General features: G+C 44.7%; 17 protein-coding genes, 2 tRNA genes and 1 rRNA gene. 2 read left to right on the top strand and 18 right to left on the bottom strand.

What is annotated here, in order from left to right; translation table 11 throughout:
• Positions 1-111, bottom strand: a 16S ribosomal RNA gene (locus L0U89_RS02790); the annotation flags it as partial.
• Positions 112-506: 395 nt separating this feature from the next.
• A tRNA-Arg gene (locus tag L0U89_RS02785) sits at positions 507-580 on the bottom strand.
• A 173-nt stretch (positions 581-753) separates the two neighbouring features.
• Here L0U89_RS02785 and L0U89_RS02780 point away from each other — a divergent pair.
• The gene (locus L0U89_RS02780) at positions 754-1,497 is read left to right on the top strand and encodes a porin family protein (RefSeq protein ID WP_234860106.1); all 744 of its coding nucleotides are present in this window, start codon (positions 754-756) and stop codon (positions 1,495-1,497) included.
• A gap of 71 nt (positions 1,498-1,568) precedes the next feature.
• Here L0U89_RS02780 and L0U89_RS02775 read toward each other — a convergent pair whose 3' ends face one another.
• Positions 1,569-2,186 carry a PA-phosphatase gene (locus L0U89_RS02775; RefSeq protein ID WP_234860105.1) on the bottom strand — a complete coding sequence of 206 codons (618 nt, stop codon included), beginning with the start codon at positions 2,184-2,186 and terminating at the stop codon, positions 1,569-1,571.
• Positions 2,187-3,644, bottom strand: a complete 1,458-nt coding sequence (rpoN, locus tag L0U89_RS02770) for an RNA polymerase factor sigma-54 (protein WP_234860104.1) — start codon at positions 3,642-3,644, stop codon at positions 2,187-2,189. It abuts the gene before it with no gap.
• 182 nt (positions 3,645-3,826) lie between these two features.
• On the opposite strand from rpoN, the gene asnS reads away from it, so the two are divergent.
• Complete coding sequence (gene asnS, locus L0U89_RS02765) at positions 3,827-5,278, top strand: asparagine--tRNA ligase (RefSeq protein WP_234860127.1); 1,452 nt, start codon at positions 3,827-3,829, stop codon at positions 5,276-5,278.
• A gap of 35 nt (positions 5,279-5,313) precedes the next feature.
• On the opposite strand, the gene L0U89_RS02760 is transcribed toward asnS, so the two are convergent.
• From L0U89_RS02760 to L0U89_RS02695, 14 genes are all read right to left on the bottom strand, one after another.
• A complete protein-coding gene (locus L0U89_RS02760) occupies positions 5,314-6,570 on the bottom strand; it encodes an MFS transporter (RefSeq protein WP_234860103.1) in 1,257 nt (418 codons plus the stop codon).
• Positions 6,571-6,635: 65 nt separating this feature from the next.
• Positions 6,636-8,111, bottom strand: a complete 1,476-nt coding sequence (locus L0U89_RS02755; protein WP_234860102.1) for an NAD(P)H-hydrate dehydratase — start codon at positions 8,109-8,111, stop codon at positions 6,636-6,638.
• Positions 8,112-8,115: 4 nt separating this feature from the next.
• Entirely contained in the window at positions 8,116-9,429 is a 1,314-nt protein-coding gene (locus tag L0U89_RS02750) for an MFS transporter (protein ID WP_255777789.1), read from the bottom strand.
• Positions 9,430-9,502: 73 nt separating this feature from the next.
• Positions 9,503-9,961, bottom strand: coding sequence for an ExbD/TolR family protein (locus tag L0U89_RS02745; RefSeq protein WP_008631747.1), 459 nt, complete (start codon positions 9,959-9,961; stop codon positions 9,503-9,505).
• A gap of 1 nt (position 9,962) precedes the next feature.
• Entirely contained in the window at positions 9,963-10,604 is a 642-nt protein-coding gene (locus tag L0U89_RS02740; protein ID WP_040481605.1) for an ExbD/TolR family protein, read from the bottom strand.
• Entirely contained in the window at positions 10,604-10,933 is a 330-nt protein-coding gene (locus L0U89_RS02735; protein ID WP_008631744.1) for a hypothetical protein, read from the bottom strand. Before L0U89_RS02735 ends, L0U89_RS02740 begins: the two co-directional genes overlap by 1 nt.
• A 56-nt stretch (positions 10,934-10,989) precedes the next feature.
• A complete protein-coding gene (locus tag L0U89_RS02730; RefSeq protein ID WP_008631743.1) occupies positions 10,990-11,796 on the bottom strand; it encodes a MotA/TolQ/ExbB proton channel family protein in 807 nt (268 codons plus the stop codon).
• 380 nt (positions 11,797-12,176) lie between these two features.
• Entirely contained in the window at positions 12,177-13,739 is a 1,563-nt protein-coding gene (locus L0U89_RS02725; RefSeq protein ID WP_234860101.1) for a sulfatase family protein, read from the bottom strand.
• A gap of 242 nt (positions 13,740-13,981) precedes the next feature.
• A tRNA-Ser gene (locus tag L0U89_RS02720) sits at positions 13,982-14,072 on the bottom strand.
• An 88-nt stretch (positions 14,073-14,160) separates the two neighbouring features.
• Positions 14,161-15,225, bottom strand: a complete 1,065-nt coding sequence (locus L0U89_RS02715) for an asparaginase (RefSeq protein ID WP_234860100.1) — start codon at positions 15,223-15,225, stop codon at positions 14,161-14,163.
• Positions 15,222-15,998, bottom strand: a complete 777-nt coding sequence (locus L0U89_RS02710) for a TatD family hydrolase (RefSeq protein WP_234860099.1) — start codon at positions 15,996-15,998, stop codon at positions 15,222-15,224. The genes L0U89_RS02715 and L0U89_RS02710 overlap by 4 nt, the downstream gene beginning before the upstream one ends.
• The gene (locus L0U89_RS02705; protein ID WP_234860098.1) at positions 15,995-17,137 is read right to left on the bottom strand and encodes a glycosyltransferase; all 1,143 of its coding nucleotides are present in this window, start codon (positions 17,135-17,137) and stop codon (positions 15,995-15,997) included. The genes L0U89_RS02710 and L0U89_RS02705 overlap by 4 nt, the downstream gene beginning before the upstream one ends.
• Entirely contained in the window at positions 17,098-17,727 is a 630-nt protein-coding gene (locus L0U89_RS02700; protein WP_234860097.1) for a polysaccharide deacetylase family protein, read from the bottom strand. Before L0U89_RS02700 ends, L0U89_RS02705 begins: the two co-directional genes overlap by 40 nt.
• Positions 17,728-17,729: 2 nt before the next feature.
• Positions 17,730-18,941, bottom strand: a complete 1,212-nt coding sequence (locus L0U89_RS02695) for a PP2C family protein-serine/threonine phosphatase (RefSeq protein WP_234860096.1) — start codon at positions 18,939-18,941, stop codon at positions 17,730-17,732.
• Positions 18,942-18,949: the final 8 nt, after the last annotated feature.

The raw sequence follows: 18,949 nt of genomic DNA, 5'->3' as shown, positions 1-18,949 counted from the left end.
CACCCGTACGCCGCTCTAGGCAGTGTATTGCTACACCGCTTGCCGCCCGACTTGCATGTATTAGGCCTGCCGCTAGCGTTCATCCTGAGCCAGGATCAAACTCTCCATAGTATGTTGTCTCTCGGTATCCAATGCCCCGCATCGCGCGGAACAACGTACCATTATTATCCTACCGGACCGCTCCCAAAAGCAATCCGTTCCATCCTCATCGTTTCAATGAACTTCTCCCCGCGGATCAACCACGGGAAATGCCGGGAAACTACTCCCCCAGAAAGCGACCATCGATCTGCCCGCTATATTTCCCGTTTCTTCGAAATTGGACTGCAAAGGTAGCACTCAAATCCGTTGTGGCAAGGGGCCACCAAAAAAAATTGTAAAAACCGAAATGGGTTTTTACATAAGTGTCTGATTCACCGAGTCAAAATTTTGGGAACCATTCATTCAGTTTCCATCTACCCAATTAAACCTGACAAAAAAATCCCGCCAATCGAAACCGGCGGGATCTGTGACCTCGTCAGGATTCAAACCTGAAACCTCCTGAGCCGTAATCAGGTGCTCTATTCAGTTGAGCTACGAGGCCTAAACGGACTGCAAAATTAGAGATGTAAATTGAATTTCCAAGGCCAAAAACACTTGTTTTTTCCCCAATCCGATTCGAAACGCGATTTCCGTTAAGAATTATTAAGACAAAAAGAATCCCAATTCACATATGTTTTCATAATTTAGCCGCGGTTTACACACTACCAGCGTTTCATGAAAAAAATCGGCATCCTTTTATTAATAAGCCAAATCTTCACATTACAACAACTATTTGCCCAACAAAAGCCGCTGACTCCGATCGGCGGAAGACCGGACCTCAAAGGTGATTTGTTCCTCGAATTTGGGTTCAACACACTGAATAACAAGCCCGACGAACTAAAAACGGATTTTTTCAAATCCCGCACGTTCAATGCCTATTACTATTTTGAAGTAAAAATCCTCGGGGAAAACTCAGGCCTAACCTTCAATCCAGGCTTGGGTTTTGCATCCGACAAATATGCTTTCAGAAATGATCAAACCCTTTTTAACAATCCCGCTCTCGGTCCAAATTCCAGCCAACTTCTTCCTATTTCCGATGTGTATGGTGACGATATCTTGGTAAGAACCAATAATGTCACCACGAATTTTCTAGAAATTCCCGTGGAGTTCAGGTACCATTTTAATCGCAACAACTATAGGAAAAGCATAAGGTGGGCATTTGGCGGTAAGTTCGGCTATAATTTCCAATCCCAAACCAAAATCGCATATACCGACGGAGCCGGCCTTGACCGAAAAATCAAAGACCGCCAGTCTTTTGGATTTGCCCCCTTCAGGTATGGTGTTTATACTCGATTGGGATTCTCTGGATTCAATCTTTGGGGATATTATGGTTTGAACCAAGTTTTTGAAAAAGATAAGGGTCCATTCAAAACCCAAGCTACACAACTCAACTTCGGTATCTCAGTGGCGTTGTTTTAGGGACAAGCCTCTGAAAAAAATTTGGAACAGGTCTTTGGCCTGTTTTTTTTTGCCTCTACACGCGGAGCTCTTTATAGAAAAAGGAAAAAAGAAAAGAAGCAAATCAGAAAACCAAGCGCAAACCCGCCCAAAATCTCGATTGGCCGGTGGGCATTCAAGCGAAGTCTTGCTGACCCCACTGCCCCAGTGGCGACCACACTCACCAAGACGAGCGGCAACAGATCGACTGTTGGATATTTTACAGCAAATACCATTACTATCGCGGTAAGTCCAGCCATCCCTGTCATGTGTGCACTGATTTTCCAGAAAAATGTTATGCTAGCTAGGAGGGTCACACAGATAGAAATCGAGGCAAGCGTAAGAATGAATATCGGTTCTACATCCAGTTTTACATAAAACAAGTAAGTCGAAAGGATGTAGAAAAGGCTAATGGTAGAAAACGGGAAAACCCGGTCTTCCCTTGAATCAAGATGCAAAGAACCAATATGCTTGGTGAGCTTCATAGTCAGCAAACTGATCAAAGGGACGAGAAATGTGGTTACGAATACCATTGCCAAAATCAATACCTTATTGTAGTTATTGAGATAGGCCACCTGCGGTATGCCAAAAAGTAAGAAAACAAACACCAATGTCGGCATCAACAGCGGCATGAAAAGGTAGGAAAGGAACAAAGCTAAATTCTTGGCCACTTACAGTTCCTTTCTTAGTCTTGCCACAGGAATCTGAAGCTGTTCCCGATATTTTGCAACTGTCCGACGGGCGATGTTGTAGCCTTTGTCATTAAGCATTTTGACAAGCTTATCATCCGAAAGTGGCCTTCGTTTGTTTTCCGCTTCGACCATTGCCTGAAGGACGCTTTTGACCTCCTTGTTGCTCACGTCTTCACCAGATTCGGTAGCGATGCCTTCGGAGAAAAAGTACTTGAGTGGATAAATCCCAAACTCAGTCTGGATAGACTTGCTATTTGCCACACGGGAAACCGTAGAAATATCCATCTCGATCTTATCGGCAATGTCTTTCAGGATCATTGGCTTCAGCTTGGTCTCATCTCCCTCTCTGAAAAATTCCACCTGATAGTCCAAAATCGCCTGCATTGTCTTCAAAAGAGTCTGCTGCCTCTGTTTGATCGCATCAATAAACCACTTGGCCGCATCCAATTTTTGCTTTACAAAAGTGACGGTATCTTTGAGTTTCTTATCCTTCTTGTCGCTTTTGTCATAGGCATCAAACATCTCGGAATAAGACCTGCTGACCCTCAATTCCGGCGCGTTTTTGGAGTTCAATGATATCTCCAACTTGCCTTCGTTGTTGGATAGGATAAAATCCGGAATGATGTATTGTGTCTTGACCAACCCATCTGAAATACCTCCAGGCTTTGGATTGAGGCGGGTGATTATGTTGACCGCCTCCTTGATATCCTCGTCGTCTAGGTCAAGTTTCTTTTGGATTTTGGGATAGTGTTTTTTGGTGAACTCATCGAAGCAATCAGCTATGATCTTGATGGCATTTTGCACCAAATTGTCTTCCGGATGTTCCTTACGCTCCAACTGGATCAAAAGACACTCCTGAAGGTTCCTGGCTGCAATGCCTGCCGGATCAAAAGTTTGGATCTTTCTGAGAATCTCCTCGATTTCATCGACATCGGTTTCAATATTTTGGCTAAAGGCCAGATCGTTGATGATCGCCTCCAGATCTCTCCTGATGTAACCGTCGCTTTCAATACTGCCAATCAGTTGGCGTCCAATCAACTTCTGACGTTCATCTAATTTCAAAAAACCCAATTGGGTCATCAGCTGCTCGTGAAGCGATACACCGCTGGAAATCGGGATCTCTCGGTCCTCTTCATCTGGACTGTAATTCCCATCCCCCTGCATTTTATACCCACCATAATCGTCGTTGAGGTAGTCATCCAGGTTGATGTCCTTATCCTCATAGCCCAAATCCTCCTCGTAGGAATCCTCGAACTCATCATCTTCATTTTCTTTCTTTTCCTCTTCTCTACCCTCTTCAAGTGCAGGATTGATCTCCAGCTCCTCCTCAACCCTTGCATCCAATTCGGCAGTCGGAACTTGGAGCAGTTTGATAAATTGAATCTGTTGGGGTGAGAGCTTTTGGGATAAAACCTGACTTAGATGAAGCTTCTGCATAGGAACTTTACGAAAACACGCTAATTGAAGACCAGAATATTGATGAAATAGCGCCAAAACACTGGTTTCCAAATTTAGGAAAATCGAACAATTTTTTGATAAAAAGCTTATTATATCGTTCTTTGCATTCCTTTAGAAAATGCCCTTTTTGGGGCAAATTTCGAATTTTGAGCACAAAAAATATGGCCTTCAACAAGAGAATAAAGATCAAAGCATTATTGGAAGATAATCACCTTGGACAAAGTGTGACTGTCATGGGATGGGTAAGGACCAAGCGAAGCAACAAGAATGTATCCTTTATAGCCATCAATGACGGTTCGACAATCAAAAACTTTCAGGTGGTTGCCGACCCAAATCAAATTAGCGAAGATATCTTGAAAAAGGCATCCACCGGTGCCTGTCTGAAGGTACAGGGGCTGATTGTCGCGTCCCAAGGAAGTGGACAATCCAGCGAATTGGTGGCCCAAAATATTGAAGTCCTTGGAGAAGCCGACCCTGACACCTACCCGCTTCAGCCGAAAAAACATTCGCTGGAGTTCCTAAGGGAGATTGCGCACTTGAGGATTCGGACCAATACATTCGGTGCCGTTTTCAGGGTACGGCATGCCTTGGCCTTTGCGGTACATAAATACTTCAACGACAAGGGGTTTTTCTATATCCATACCCCAATTATCACTGCCTCTGACGCAGAAGGGGCCGGGGAAACATTTAAAGTAACGACACTTGACCTTAAAAACCCTCCAAAAACCGAGGACGGAAAGATTGATTTCAAAGCTGACTTCTTCGAAAGAGAAACAAACCTGACAGTCTCCGGCCAATTGGAGGGCGAATTGGCGGCGATGGGGCTTGGAGAAATCTACACCTTTGGGCCAACGTTTAGGGCGGAAAACTCAAATACCGCAAGGCACCTTGCCGAATTTTGGATGATAGAGCCGGAGATGGCCTTTTATGATGCCGAAGACAACCAGAACCTTGCTGAGGAATTTCTGAAATATGTGATTTCGTATGCCTTGGAAAACTGTAAGGATGATCTCGAGTTTTTGGACAAGCGCGCAGCGGAAGAAGAAGCTTCCAAGCCTGCCGACCAAAGAAACGAACTTGGGCTTTTGGATCGCCTAAAGTTTGTCGCCGAAAATGAATTCCAACGTCTTACCTACACCGAGGCGATCGATATTCTGAAAAATTCGAACCAAAACAAGAAAAAGAAATTTCAATATCTTGTCGAAAAATGGGGGGTCGACCTCCAGTCTGAACATGAGCGGTACCTGGTGGAAAAGCATTTCAAAAAGCCCGTTATTCTGACCGATTACCCAAAAGAAATCAAAGCTTTTTACATGCGCCAAAACGAAGACGGAAAAACCGTCGCGGCGATGGATATTCTTTTCCCGGGCATCGGTGAAATCGTCGGTGGTTCACAGCGGGAAGAGCGGCTTGAACTTTTGGTCAACAGGATGAAAGAAATGCATATCCCAACTGAGGAAATGTGGTGGTATTTGGATACGAGAAGATTTGGTGCGACGCCTCATGCCGGGTTTGGGCTTGGATTTGAGCGGCTGGTACAGTTTGTGACGGGGATGGGGAATATCCGCGACGTTATCGCGTTCCCACGAACACCGGGACATGCCGAATTCTAAAGGAAAAGCCGCTTCAAAGCGGCTTTTTTTTGGAATTACTCAGCTGTTACTTTTTTGATTGACAGATTCTTGGATTCACTGTCCAGGCTCGTCTCTATTTGATCGATATCTACAACCTGGATCCTTCTAGCCAAAGGAATACAAAGCAGACTCAAGAAAATCGCCAAGTACCCTACAATATTGTAGTGAAGCAATTCACCTCCCGCCCCTTCCGCCAATATCAAACCAGCCACGAAAGAAGCCAATCCCGCGGCAAGCTGCTGTACCGCCGAGTTGAAGCTCAGAAAGCTGCCGCGGTTTTCGGGGCGGGCCGTCCCTGTAATCAAGGCAGCGGCGGGTACCATCCTGCCATTTGAGGTCACAAAAAACAAAGTCGTCACCATCAGTACCAGTACAATTGCGGTTGGCCCCAAATGTGTGATCAATGCAATTGGGATGACATTCAATGCCATAAAAATGGTAAAAACCTTCACCTTGCCGTGTCGATCAGTTAGTTGACCAACCCATGGTGACGTGAAAATGGTAAATGCACCACCTGCCATATAGATGTAGGTAAGTTGCATTTCGGTGAATCCAACGTTGGCAACCATGTAAGGGCTGATAAAAGGGATAATCGTAAACTGCCCCAACATCATCATGATCGTGAGCGAAATCGCCTTCATTTGATTCGCGTTTCCGGTAACCCGTCTGATAACCTGGATGGGCGTTGGTCGATTGGATTGAACATGGAGATGTGCCGTGATGTGCGGAATGTACTGATAAATCATCCAAAGAATAATCAGTGAAAGAAATGCCAAGAAGAAAAACGGCGCATGCCAATTGGTCAAACTTGCAATAAACAAACCAAATGGTACCCCAACTACGGATGCAACAGAAAAGGCCGCCATCACCAAACCCATCGCCCTTCCTCTCCTGGAATCCGGTATTGCATCGCCAATAATCGCCATAATCAATGCGGAAGTGAGTCCTCCAAATACCCCCGAAACAATCCTTGAAATCAAAAGTATTGGATAATTTGGCGATAGCGCACAGGCTAGCGTCCCTAATAGAAACCCCACGAAAACCCAGAAAAGGATCATCTTACGGTCGTACTTGTCCAATACAAAGGCACCAAGGAAACTACTTATCCCGGCACTGAAAGTATAAGAGGAAACGAGCAAGCCAAATTCCCGTGGACTGATCTCAAAAATCCGCATCAATTGAGGACCTAACGGCATTAGGATCATAAAATCAATGATGTGGGTAAAATTGATGGCCGCAAGGGTCCAAAGTAAAAGCTTTTCTCTATTCATCAGTCAAATTCACTTGAAGGCTAACCCACCAAGCGAAGGTTAAGTTCTGGAGAAGTCACCATATTTCACTGTAATTTCATTTGCACAAAGGTCTCTGGAATCGATTCGATAATGTCGGATGCAATCAGCCCGCGGTTTTTTTTTGCTCCGGCCAAATCCCCTGCCATACCATGGTGGAATACGCCACAAAGCGCGGCCTGTTTGGGATGATACCCCTGTCCTAGAAATGAAGACAAAACTCCCGTCAATACATCGCCTGAACCTGCGGTTGCCATGAACTTGTTGCCGGATGAATTGAAATATTGGCTTCCGTCGGGGCAAGAAATCGATGTATATGCACCTTTCAGCACAATGTAAATTTGGTGCTTTCGCGCAAATTCCATTGCTTTTTCCAACCTATCTCTATGACATGCTACGCCACTGACAATCCTTTCAAACTCCTTCAAGTGTGGCGTCAAAATGCTCCCGGAGGGAACAAAGTCGAACAAACGGGGATATTTAGCCAACAAATTCAGTCCATCCGCATCTATCACTACAGGCCTTTTTACGGATCGAAGGATTTCTGCAAAATAATCCGGATCGATTTCAAGTCCCCACCCCGGGCCAATTCCTATCGCATCGTATTTTGATAAGTCTCTTAGCTCAGAATTATCCGCCACCATCGCTTCAGGTACTGAAATTTGAAGGATTTGCTTTTCAGAACTCGGTACCGACACAAACACCAAGCCACTTCCCGTCCTTAGAGTCGCTTTTGCCGCCAATACCATGGACCCGACTTTTCCGGTTTTTCCCCCGATCAACAAAACACGTCCAAAATCTCCTTTGTGCGAGAACTGATTGAAGCGTCTATGCATGGAGGGGATGTCTTTATACTGAACATATAATCTGCCTTCGGACATGCCTCCCAAAAATTGCTCAGGAATGCCGATATCCTTCAATAACATTTTGCCGACAAAAGCGGCATGTTCCGGAAATAACAGAGAAAGCTTGGGAAATTGAAACGTCACCGTATAATCCGCTTTAACCGCTTCCCCTTTTAAACAGTCGTCTGCAGGAATTCCTGAGGGAACATCTATCGCAATCTTGTCTCCAATCATTCGGTTGATGATTCGAATCCCCTCGAGAAAAACCCCCTCAACCGGGCGATTGATCCCAACACCAAATATTCCATCAATCACAATCGGGTTTTGAACGGTTTCTGATTGAAAATCCCTCCAGAAAATTCTTGAGACGCTATTTGGCAACCGCCTCCAATTGGTCTGATAGTCAGCGCTACATTTCCCTGATTCTTCAAAAAAGACTACCATGACGCACTTATATGTTTCAGAAATCAATCGAGCGATCGCAAGTCCATCACCACCATTATTTCCAGGGCCGCAAAATATAATCACCTCCCGTCCAAAATCGGGGAAGTTTTGCACCAGCCAATCTGCAAACTGATTAGCTGCGCGCTCCATCAATTGCCAAGATTCAATGTTTTCTGATGAGATGTAAGCCCTATCCAGGACCTTTACCTGCGTACCCGAAAGGATATTGAGCATTTTGCTAGGTGAATGACGGTTTAAACTCCAATTTCGGGATTCTTACCAAAAGCAAAAAGCCCAAACCCACCAAGAAGAACAGGCCAAGAAAAAGGGCGCTGTTCCGCATGTTTCCAGTAATCTGTTCGATAAACCCGTAGGAAAATGTCCCAAAGACCACCGCAAGCTTTTCTGTCACATCAAAAAAACTGAAGTATGAGGCATGTTGCGTTGTTTCAGCCGGAATCAGCTTCGCGTAAGTCGATCGTGAAAGTGATTGAATTCCTCCCATTACCATTCCAACAAAAAACGCCAGCGCATAGAATTGGTACTCATTGACAACATAATAAGCCGCACCACAAATAAGTAACCAAACCAATACCATGATTATGAGTGAAAGCTTGTTACCAAACATTTTAGACACATAAGCGAATAAATAGCTCCCCGCAATGGCCACTAATTGAATTATCAGAATAGTTAGAATTAGTTTATCTCCCGGAAGCATCAGTTCTTTGTCGCCGAAAGTCGCAGCTAGGTACATAATCGTTTGCACTCCCATACTGTAAAAAAAGAATGCCAGCAAAAATCGCCTAGTTACCACAGTCTTTCGGACAACTTTGAATATACGTTTGATTTCGCGATACCCCTTGAAAAAGATCGCCTTCTTGACTTTCCGGTGATAGGGATTATCCGGCAAGAAACGAAAGGCAATTTGAGCAAATCCAATCCACCAGATCCCTGTAATCAGGAAAGACCACCGCGCCGCCTCACCTCCATCAGTAAGTCCAAACACTTCGGGAACCTGCACCATCGCCAAATTTAACACCAGCAGTATTACGCTTCCGATGTAGCCAAGAGAAAATCCACGGGCACTTAAAAAGTCCATTTCATCCTCTGTTGCGATCTCGGGAAGAAAAGCATTGTAAAACACAATACTTCCAGAGAACCCAATACTCGCCATTACTGAACAAATTATCCCAAACTCCAAATTAGACCCATCAAAAAAGAAAAGTCCGACGCATGCCATTGAGCCCATATAGGCAAACAGTTTCATAAATGCCAGCTTCTTGCCACTGTAATCGGCAATTCCCGATAACAGCGGTGAAATTAGAGCAATCACCAAGAATGAAAACGAAATCGAATAGGAATATAGAACTGTGTTTACAACCTCTATTCCAAAGAAATTCACTTTATCCCCCAAATCCTCAGACTGCGTAACGCTGTTGTAGTATACCGGGAAAATAGTCGAGGTAATGACCAAACTGTATACAGAGTTGGCCCAATCATACATCGCCCAAGCATTTTGGACTTTTCGGGTGTTGATATTCTTAATGACCATAGTCTAAAAACTAAATGAGCCACCCAGCTTTAGGGTAGCTCATTTCATCTATTATTAACCTCTATCTCCTTTCTTATTGAATCTTGTTGGTAGATGCGTAGAGAATTTTTCTCGCATCCGCCTCCCTCAATTCAAATTGAACGTCGGATATCGGACCCATCTTAACCTCCCGGTCAGCTTTTAGTGAAATTGTTATTTGATCTCTTTCTGCTTCTGACAACTTGTCCTTTTCCTGGTTTACCCAAAGAATAATATCTTTGGTATTGATTAGGACATCATTAGCTTGTATTCTTGGTTCAACGCCGTAAAGTGCGGTATTTTTTGGCTTTCCAAGAAACAAATATGAAATCAAGGTTTTCTTTTCCAACTTTTGAAGCTGAGTGGCCTGTGGTAGCTTTTGCTCCACCAAGATGTCCTGCTCTCTAAGCACAGTTGTTACCATGAAAAAGAACAACAACATGAAGATGATGTCTGGCAAGGCAGAAGTTGGAATATTCTGCGAAGTTTCTGTTTTTTTGCTAAACTTTCCCATGTCAATTTCCTCCAATTTTATCTGGTTCTGCGATAGAAATAGCTAGGGGAATACCCTCCTTGCCCCTATCCATTAGCTCCTTTTCAGCGGGAGTCTTTCCAGTCAGTGCGCGATATTGGTCTGCAGTCAGACCAACCCTCTCCGCATAGATCTCGAAATACGCACGCTTCACCTGATCGAGAACCTCCAAATACTTTTCGTAGCTAGTTCCCCGGTTGGTCTTAATTGAAACCACAGCGCCCCCTACCATGGGGTGGTCAGATGATGCAGGATCTCTTTTTGCCATACCCTTTAGGGATGGTGGCAAACTGTTATAAAGGGCCACAGCATCTTCATCCGGATTTCCAAAGTTCAACAAGAACTCTTTTATCTGGTTCGAAAGATTATCCGTGTTGTCCATATACTCTCCCTCCACAAGGAGTTGGTCGTTAGCGTTCACCAGAATGTTGAAGATGTTACGCTCGTTCAACTTGATCTCTGGGGGAGGCTGATTTGGATCCTGTTTGGGAGGAAGTAAGTTTTGGATACCTTTATTAGAGGCAATGGTAGTTGTTACCAAAAAGAAGATCAAGAGGAGAAAAGCAATGTCCGCCATGGAACCAGTGCTGATCTCCGGTGGGTTTCTATTTTTGCTTCTAGCCATTACTTTACAGCTTTACTGATTTCTGCGTAAATGATCGCCACAAAACTAATTATTCCCAACAAGTAGGTAGCATAGAGACAACCTCCGATAAATTTAGACATTTCTGGTGTCAAATTGAAAGGATCTCCAGCAAACTTGGCGCTCACCTCTCCGTCGGAAATCAAGTAGGAAACGACCAAAATACCACCGATGGCCAAAACACCCAAACCTGATTTCACCAAGGAACCGGGATCATCCAAGGACTTGATAAGAGGAAGAACTATTGCCAATACAATGCCTACGATAAGCATGATATCAGCCACGTATAAAGAAATATCTATTAAATCCATATCATTTTGAGGATTAGGTTAACTGTAATCAATAATTGGTAAAAACCAGCTACAAATTACTTTGATAATTTATGCTTCACGAGAAGGTCAACCAATGAAATGGAAGCATCTTCCATATCATTTACCAATCCATCGATTTTGGAAATCAAATAGTTGTAGAAAAGCTGAAGAATGATCGCAACAATCAAACCAGCTACAGTAGTCAAAAGAGCGACTTTAATACCACTGGCTACCAGTGATGGAGAAATGTCACCTGCTGCTTCGATTGCGTCGAATGCTTGGATCATACCGATTACAGTTCCCAAAAATCCTAACATTGGGGCAAGGGCAATAAACAATGAAATCCAAACCAAACCTCTTTCCAAACGACCCATTTCAACAGAACCGTAGGAAATAATTGATTTTTCAACCATTTCAATACCCTCAGTGTACCTCATCAAGCCTTGAGTAAAGATAGAGGCAACTGGGCCTTTTGTATTTTTGGTAACATCCTTTGCCGCTTCGATACCGCCTTGTGCAAGTGCATCCTCTACTTTTGTCAACAGTTTTTTAGTATTTGTTGTAGCGAGATTCAAAGTGAATATCCTTTCAATGGCGATTGCCAATCCAAGAATCAAACAAATCAATACAGGAGCCATCCACACTGGATCACCCTCGATGAACTTTTCTTTGATAACTTGGTGGAAGGTTTTTTCCTCAGCTACGATTTCATCATCGACAACAGCAGGTGTGGCAGGAGCCTCTTCTACGGCCTCTTGCACGGCCTCTGTTGCTGCAGAATCTGCTGCTGCATCTTGAGCTTTTGTAATTACCGGGAAGGCTAGCATTCCGGAAAGCATGAACAAAGCGATCAACTTTTTCATAATGTAGATTTTAAATTGAATTTAGATAAAGGTTAAACGGTTTCTAACTTAATAATGAGATTTTAAAGTTATCATTTTTTCAAATGAATTTGCAAACGATATTTTCATAAATTTTTTCAATCTCTATTGCCAATTTTTTCAATTTGATAGAAACGCAAGCTAAATCATGAAAAAGGATCCATCCAAATCATTTATATGAATGGAAAGTCTTTCCCTTAAAAGGAGAGATTATTTGGGTTTTCGAAATTGCGATGTTCAAGGCTTCATCAAAGGCTTGGAAAGATGGAAATCATCTGAATTCGAAAATCAGGAAGAAACGCGTGATTGTCTGTCAGTTGTTTTAGCCATGTTGAAGTCCTCAAGTTCAAATCAACGCCGATTCATTTCAATTCAAGCTGCTCGATAGGCACTGATTTTGGGCCACGGATTTCATTAAACCTCTTGATCAACCTTTCCAAAAGTTCAGGCTCGCTGCTGGCAATATTACTTTTCTGGCTGATATCTGTTTTCAGATTGTACAACTGATATCCTTCGTCGTTTCCGAGTTCGATATTGACCTGGGTCTGGACAGCAGGTCCATCGTATGGAGGAATCATCACAAAATCCCCGCTTCTCAGGGCGGTTCTTGTGCTGGCTTCCAAAATCAGTTCTTCTCGTCCCATTTTGGAATCACCCATCAAAACTGACAGCATATCCATGCTATCGTCAGCGCGGATATCACTCCCCACTAATGTGGCCAAAGAAGTCAGCAGGTCCAGTTGGGAAACCATCGCGTCAGAAACCCCTGGCTGAATCCTTCCTTTCCAGTAAGTAATAAAAGGTACCCGAGTACCCGCTTCAAACAGGCTGTATTTGCCGCCACGGAGCGGTCCGGCTGGCGAATGCGTACCCAATTTTTCAACTGCATCATCGTAATAGCCGTCGTTCAAAACGGGTCCGTTGTCCGATGAAAAAATCACCAACGTATTTTCCAAAAGCCCTTCCTCCTCCAAAGTCTTCATCAACTGACCGACACACCAGTCTGCCTCCAAAATCACGTCTCCACGTGGTCCCATTCCAGAAAGGCCCTCGAATCTGGGATGCGGCGTCCTCGGCACATGTGGTTGCTGCATCGCATAGTAAAGGAAAAACGGTCTTGATCCATTTTTCTTTTCACGGATATATTTCTGGGCTTTTTCCAAAAAAACATCCGCCATTTCCTCATCGACCCACCTGGCCTTCTCCCCGCCTTTCATAAACCCAATTCGAGGTATACCATTGACAATGCTGTTGTTGTGTCCATGATGCCATTTCATTTTGAGCAATTCGGGATTTTCCAGCCCAGTGGGCTCGCCTTCAAAATTTTTATCATAATCCACCAAGATTGGATCATCATTCTCGAGCCCTGCCACGTAGCCGTTGTCGATGTAAATAGTCGGGACTCTGTCCTGCGTGGCTGCCATAATAAAGGCATAATCAAACCCAACCTCGTTTGGTCCAGGGGAAATCCGCTCGTTCCAATCTACGTGACCGGTACCAAGACCAAGATGCCATTTGCCGACGACACCAGTATTGTAACCTTTTGTCTTGAGCATCTTAGGAAGGGTCATTTGATCAACACCTATCAGCAAAGGAGCGGTACCCGGCAGAATCTTCGCATTTTCATTCCTCCACGGATAAATCCCAGTCAGTAAGGCATATCTGCTGGGCGTACAGGTCGCAGACGTGGCATACGCATTCGTAAACTTGAGCCCTTCATTGGCCAAGCGGTCTATGTTGGGAGTTTGTAAGGCTGTGGCACCATAGGCGCTGAGGTCGCCATAACCTAGATCATCGAGGTAAATGATGATGATGTTTGGCTTGTCGATAGTGCCGTTCCCCTCCGGTTTTCGTTGGCTACAGCCGAAAAGAAAAACGAACAACATGAAAACAAAAATCCTACCGGATATAATTTGAACCTTCATTTGAATTTATGATATGGGAAAGTTTTTGACACTGGTGAACGCTAAGTTTCACTCATGAAAGGACACACCTTTTCCAAAAATAAAAAGATGAGTCTATAGATACCCTTTTTGTCACCATTTAGATATGGAATTCCCCAAGAAAAAACGAATAGCAAAAGATCCAAGGGTCGAGTTTAAAAGAGGCTGGTCTCCAAACCTTTAAATTAAAAAACCCCGTCAAAATTGACAGGGTTTTTCGGTTTTGGCAGAGAGGAAGGGATTCGAACCCTCGATACCCTTTAGGGGTATACACACTTTCCAGGCGTGCTCCTTCAACCACTCGGACACCTCTCTATAAGTTGATTTTCCTGAATCGGAGTGCAAAGAAATGAATTTATTTCCCCGAGTGCAAACCTACACGGCAAATTTTAAGAAGATCGAATCAGGACATCTCCCCCACCATCGGTTCAGTAAGCTTTCTCCTGACTTCGGAGTCTTTGGTCTCGTTGCCGAGGAGGAACATCATCTTGGTAATCGCCGCCTCCGTGGTGATATCTCCACCGCTGAGAACCCCGATGCGCAAAAGATCCTTGCTCGTTTGGTACCGTCCTTGGATGACACGGCCGCCATTGCATTGGGAAACGTTCAGGATGATGATACCTTTTTTGATGGCATCGGAAAGGGAATCCAAAAACCACTTTTCGCTGGGGCTATTTCCCGAACCAAAGGTCTCCAAAATCACTCCCCTCAGGCCTTCGATCGCAAAACACGAATCCATGACCTGTCGCGTAATGCCAGGGAATAGCTTCAAAATAATCACCCGATTATCCAATTTGTTGTAGAATTTCAGCTTACTGCCAGTCTTCAGCGGACTTATTGCAGCAAAGTTGTAGTCAATGATAATTCCAGCCTCGGCCAAAGGTGGATAATTTTCGGATTCAAAGGCATCAAAATGCACACTTTGCACTTTTTTGGATCGATTCCCTCGAAGCAACATATGGTTGAAAAATATGCAAACTTCCGGGACGATGGGCTTTCCGTCCATCTTGGCTGTCGCAATCTCCAAAGCAGTCATCAGGTTTTCACGGGCATCGGATCGCATCGCCGAAATGGGCAACTGCGCACCCGTGAACACGACCGGCTTATTGAGTCCGTGCAGCATGTAACTCAGCATAGAAGCCGAATAGGCCATCGTATCCGTTCCATGAAGGATGACAAAGCCATCGTAGCTATCATAATTTTCATAAATGATGTAGCCCATATCCACCCAATGCTTCATGTTGACATTGGATGAATCGATCGGCTCGGGAAAGGAAATCACTGTAACGGCTATGTTCATACTGGTAAGGGTTGGCACCTTTTCCAATATTTGGCCGAAATTGAAAGGAACGAGGGCCCCCGATTCATCGTAGGCCATGCCCAAAGTACCTCCCGTGTAGATGATCAGCACGGAAGCGGTGGTTTCGCTTTTTGCACCGGTATTGAGTCGGACTATCTTGTAGTTCATCCTGGATAATGCTTGAAGATGGTTTGTACATTTTTTTCGGTAATTGCCGAAATATCCGCTAGGGAAGTCTGGAAAATATCTGCAACCCGCTGCGCAATGAGTGGAATGTATTCAGGTGAATTGCGCTTGCCGCGGTGTGGCACTGGCGCCAAATAGGGCCCATCGGTTTCCAACACGATTTTTCCCATACCGACTTCCGGGAGTACCAAATCCAATCCCCCGTTTTTATAAGTGGACACACCTCCGATTCCTAAATAAAAACCCAACTCCATTATTTGCCTTGCTTGATCTGAACTACCAGTGAAACAATGGAAAATTCCGAATAGGTTCTCGTCCTTTTCCTCACGGATGATCGATATGGTCTCATCCATGGATTCCCGACAGTGCAAAATGATCGGCCAATGCTTCTGCTTGGCCCATTGGATTTGTATTCGCAAGGCTTCTTTCTGCTGCACGAAGAACGTTTTGTCCCAATATAAGTCCAATCCTGTCTCACCGATTCCTGCAAACGCCCGCTTTGAGATCCATTCTTCCATGACATACAACTGCTTTTCGAAATCCTCCTTCACATCGCATGGATGCAGTCCCATCATGGGAATACAGATTCCCGGGTTTTTCGATTCAGCATCCAACATCGGCTCAATGGTATCGACGTCCACGTTGGGCATATATATATGGTGCACACCCTGTACTACCGCACGTTGGATTACGTCCTGACGGTCTGATTGGTACTTGTCAGAATAGATGTGGGCATGGGTATCGGTAAATCTCATCCGTATTTTCTTCCTTTCCAGTCGGTTTTGGAAGGCCAAAAATAATAAACTATCGTGGACCATGCCGTAGCGAGATAGTATAATTCAAAGAAGACAAAATCCCGTTTTTTCAATTTTTCACCCGTTTTGGACGCAAACAAGTAAATAAAGAATCCTTGTGTTGCTACTTTAAAAAGCCAGACCGCCAATCCTTCAAAAGGATGTAAAAAAACCAAAAACAAAATTGCTGGAAAAAAAGCAACCTGAAGCGCCAGGAGCAGCTTCCAAAACATCGGCAACTGCATAGCTCCGTACATCCAGCGCTTTCTTTGCCTGAGTAATTCCCCATAACCTTGTATCGCTTCAGTTTGGGCGAGATTCTCATTTGAAACGAGGTGAATCGATCTAAAACCTTTTTCTTTGATGGCTTTCCCGATTTCGAAATCTTCAGTCAGTGAAAAGGGAATACCTGCAAAACCGCCCACGGCTTCGTAGGCTTTTTTGGTGATCAACATATTGTTGCCCATGGAGGTGACGGCATTGCCCCAGTCGCTGATGACCTTGACCATCCCGAGTGTCAGCCACCAATCCATCCCCTGCATCCTGGCAAAAAGGCTTTTTGGAGCGACGGAAGTAATGCCTGTCACCACTCCAGCCTGCGATTCTAATTGTGCGCGGACCATTGATTTCACCCAAGTGGGCGGAAGAACACAATCTGCATCAGTAAACAAAAGCAGGCTTCCTTGACTTTTCCCCACCATTTGTGCGAGTGCATTGGCCTTGCCGTTCATTTCTTCAGGATTGCCCTCGGAGATTTTCATGATATGGACATGGTCCTTCTGTCTCTGCCAATCTTCCAAAATCTCCCAAGTACGGTCTCCACTCCTATCATCCCCGAGAATGATCTCCAGCTTATCGAGCGGATAGTCCAGCTTATTGACCGAATAAAGGCATCGTGGCAGGTTTTTCTCCTCGTTGCGGCTTGGAATCAAAATGGTGACGTGCGGCCATTCTTTGGGTATTTCTCCTCTGAAGCCATAAAAATTGAAAACCAAAAAGGAGCTCAGCAGGAAATCTTGGAAAACCAAACCGATCACAATCAATATGGCAGCAAACTCCATCACAGGACGCCGGTCTTGAAACCCTTGTCTGACAGCCAATCCAAATAGTTTGGCAGTACTTTCGGCAACATATCCTTTGTCTTTTCTTGATCATGGAATACGACGATGGATCCGTTGCGCGTGTACTTCACGGATTTTTGGAAACAGATCTTCGGGTCGAGCTTTGAGTCAAAATCCCCCGACAACACATCCCACATGATGATTTCGTAATCCTTGGAAATAATGCCGTGTTGGCTTTTTGTAATCCTGCCGTAGGGTGGTCGGAAAATGCGTGGCACTCTTTCAGTTTTTTCCAGCAAGATGTCCTGGCACTTTTTCAGATTTTCAAGGTAAAAATCATCCCGAGTCCTGCCTCCATTCAGATGGTTGAAGGTGTGGTTGCCGACTTGGTGTCCCGCGGCGATTACTTCTTTTGCCAAGGATGGATTTTTTGATACGTTATCCCCAACCATGAAAAAGGTAGCCGACATGTTCCTTTTTGCCAATTCTGCTAATACATAGTCCGTCACGCCGGGCACAGGCCCATCGTCAAAAGTGAGATAAACGATCGGCTTTTGACGGTCCTTGTGCCAAACAAAATGTCTGAATAGTCTCGGGACAACGGAGGGAACGTGGTGCATCCAAACCATCGCTACTGAAATCTAATGCTGAGAAGCGTGACATCGTCGGTTTGCTCGCTGCTTTCCGCGAACTGCTCCAATTCCTTGAAAAACAGTTCGTGAAACCGGTGCGGATCGATGCAGAGTTTTTTCCTCACAAATTGCATGAAGCGTTCGTCACCGTAGGGTTCCTCCGCCTTGTTGAACCGTTCGGTCAATCCGTCGGTGTAGAGGTGGACCGTGAAATTGGTCAAATGGCTTCTTTGGCCTGTTTCCAAAAATGGCAAAACCTCAAAGGCCCCGATTACCGTAGTACCGGCACCGAGGTTTTCGCTTCTTTGCTCTCCTTCCCAACACAACACGGCGGGATTATGCCCAGCGTTGACATATTGGAGTGTTCGGTTTTTGAAATGGTAATGACCGAGGAAGAAGGTGATGAAGCGTTCTCCTTTTGTGTTGTCATATATGGTGTAATTCAACTGCTCCACGATCATCTTTAAATCCCTTGTGCTCCGCAAGAGCGTCCGCAACGCAGCTTGAAAATTGGACATCAGCAAGGCCGCAGGCATTCCCTTGCCCGAAACGTCCGCAATACAAAAGAATACTTCCTCCTCTGAGGGCTGAATCAGGTCATAATAATCCCCGCCGACCGTCGAATGCGGAATGTAAGTGACCTTTGCACGCATTTTTTGGGAATCCGGCAAGACCGCGGGAAACAACATCCGCTGCACATTGGAAGCAATTTCGACCTCTTTCCGCAATCGCTCCTGTTCGAGTTGGCGCTTCGCAAATCGTTTGTTTTCCAGCGCGACCACCATGATATTGGTAAGGGCTTGGGTAAAGTCGAGATCCAGGTCTTCTTTTTCCTCCTTCTTTTTCAAAAAGAGGATCGCGAGCATTTTTTCTTTGTGAAAAACAGGCAAATAATTCTCCAGTTCGCTGAATGAATAAGGTGCTTCCACTTCGATATGCAATTGCCCGGAGTCCTTGTCATAATGGACTTTTCGATCGGAAATGATATCAGGAACCTTGTTTTTGACCCCGTGGGAGATACGCTTTTCGAAATGGTCTTGGTTGACCATGTACAAAAGAATCGAGCGGATATTCAAATGTACCAAGCAGGTAAATTTGAATATGTCCAACAGCACCGCTGCGGGCTTGTTCTCATTGATCGCTTGGGTAATCTCCAAAAGCGCCTTGAGCTCGAGTTCTTTCCGTTGGTATTTTACAATGGATTTTTCCACAGTTATTC

It is taken from the genome of Mariniradius sediminis (assembly GCF_021491425.1).
In the GTDB taxonomy this organism is placed as follows: Bacteria; Bacteroidota; Bacteroidia; order Cytophagales; family Cyclobacteriaceae; genus Mariniradius; species Mariniradius saccharolyticus.
The sequence above is the reverse complement of the archived record's forward strand: the minus strand, read 5'-3'. Positions and strand labels throughout refer to the sequence as shown.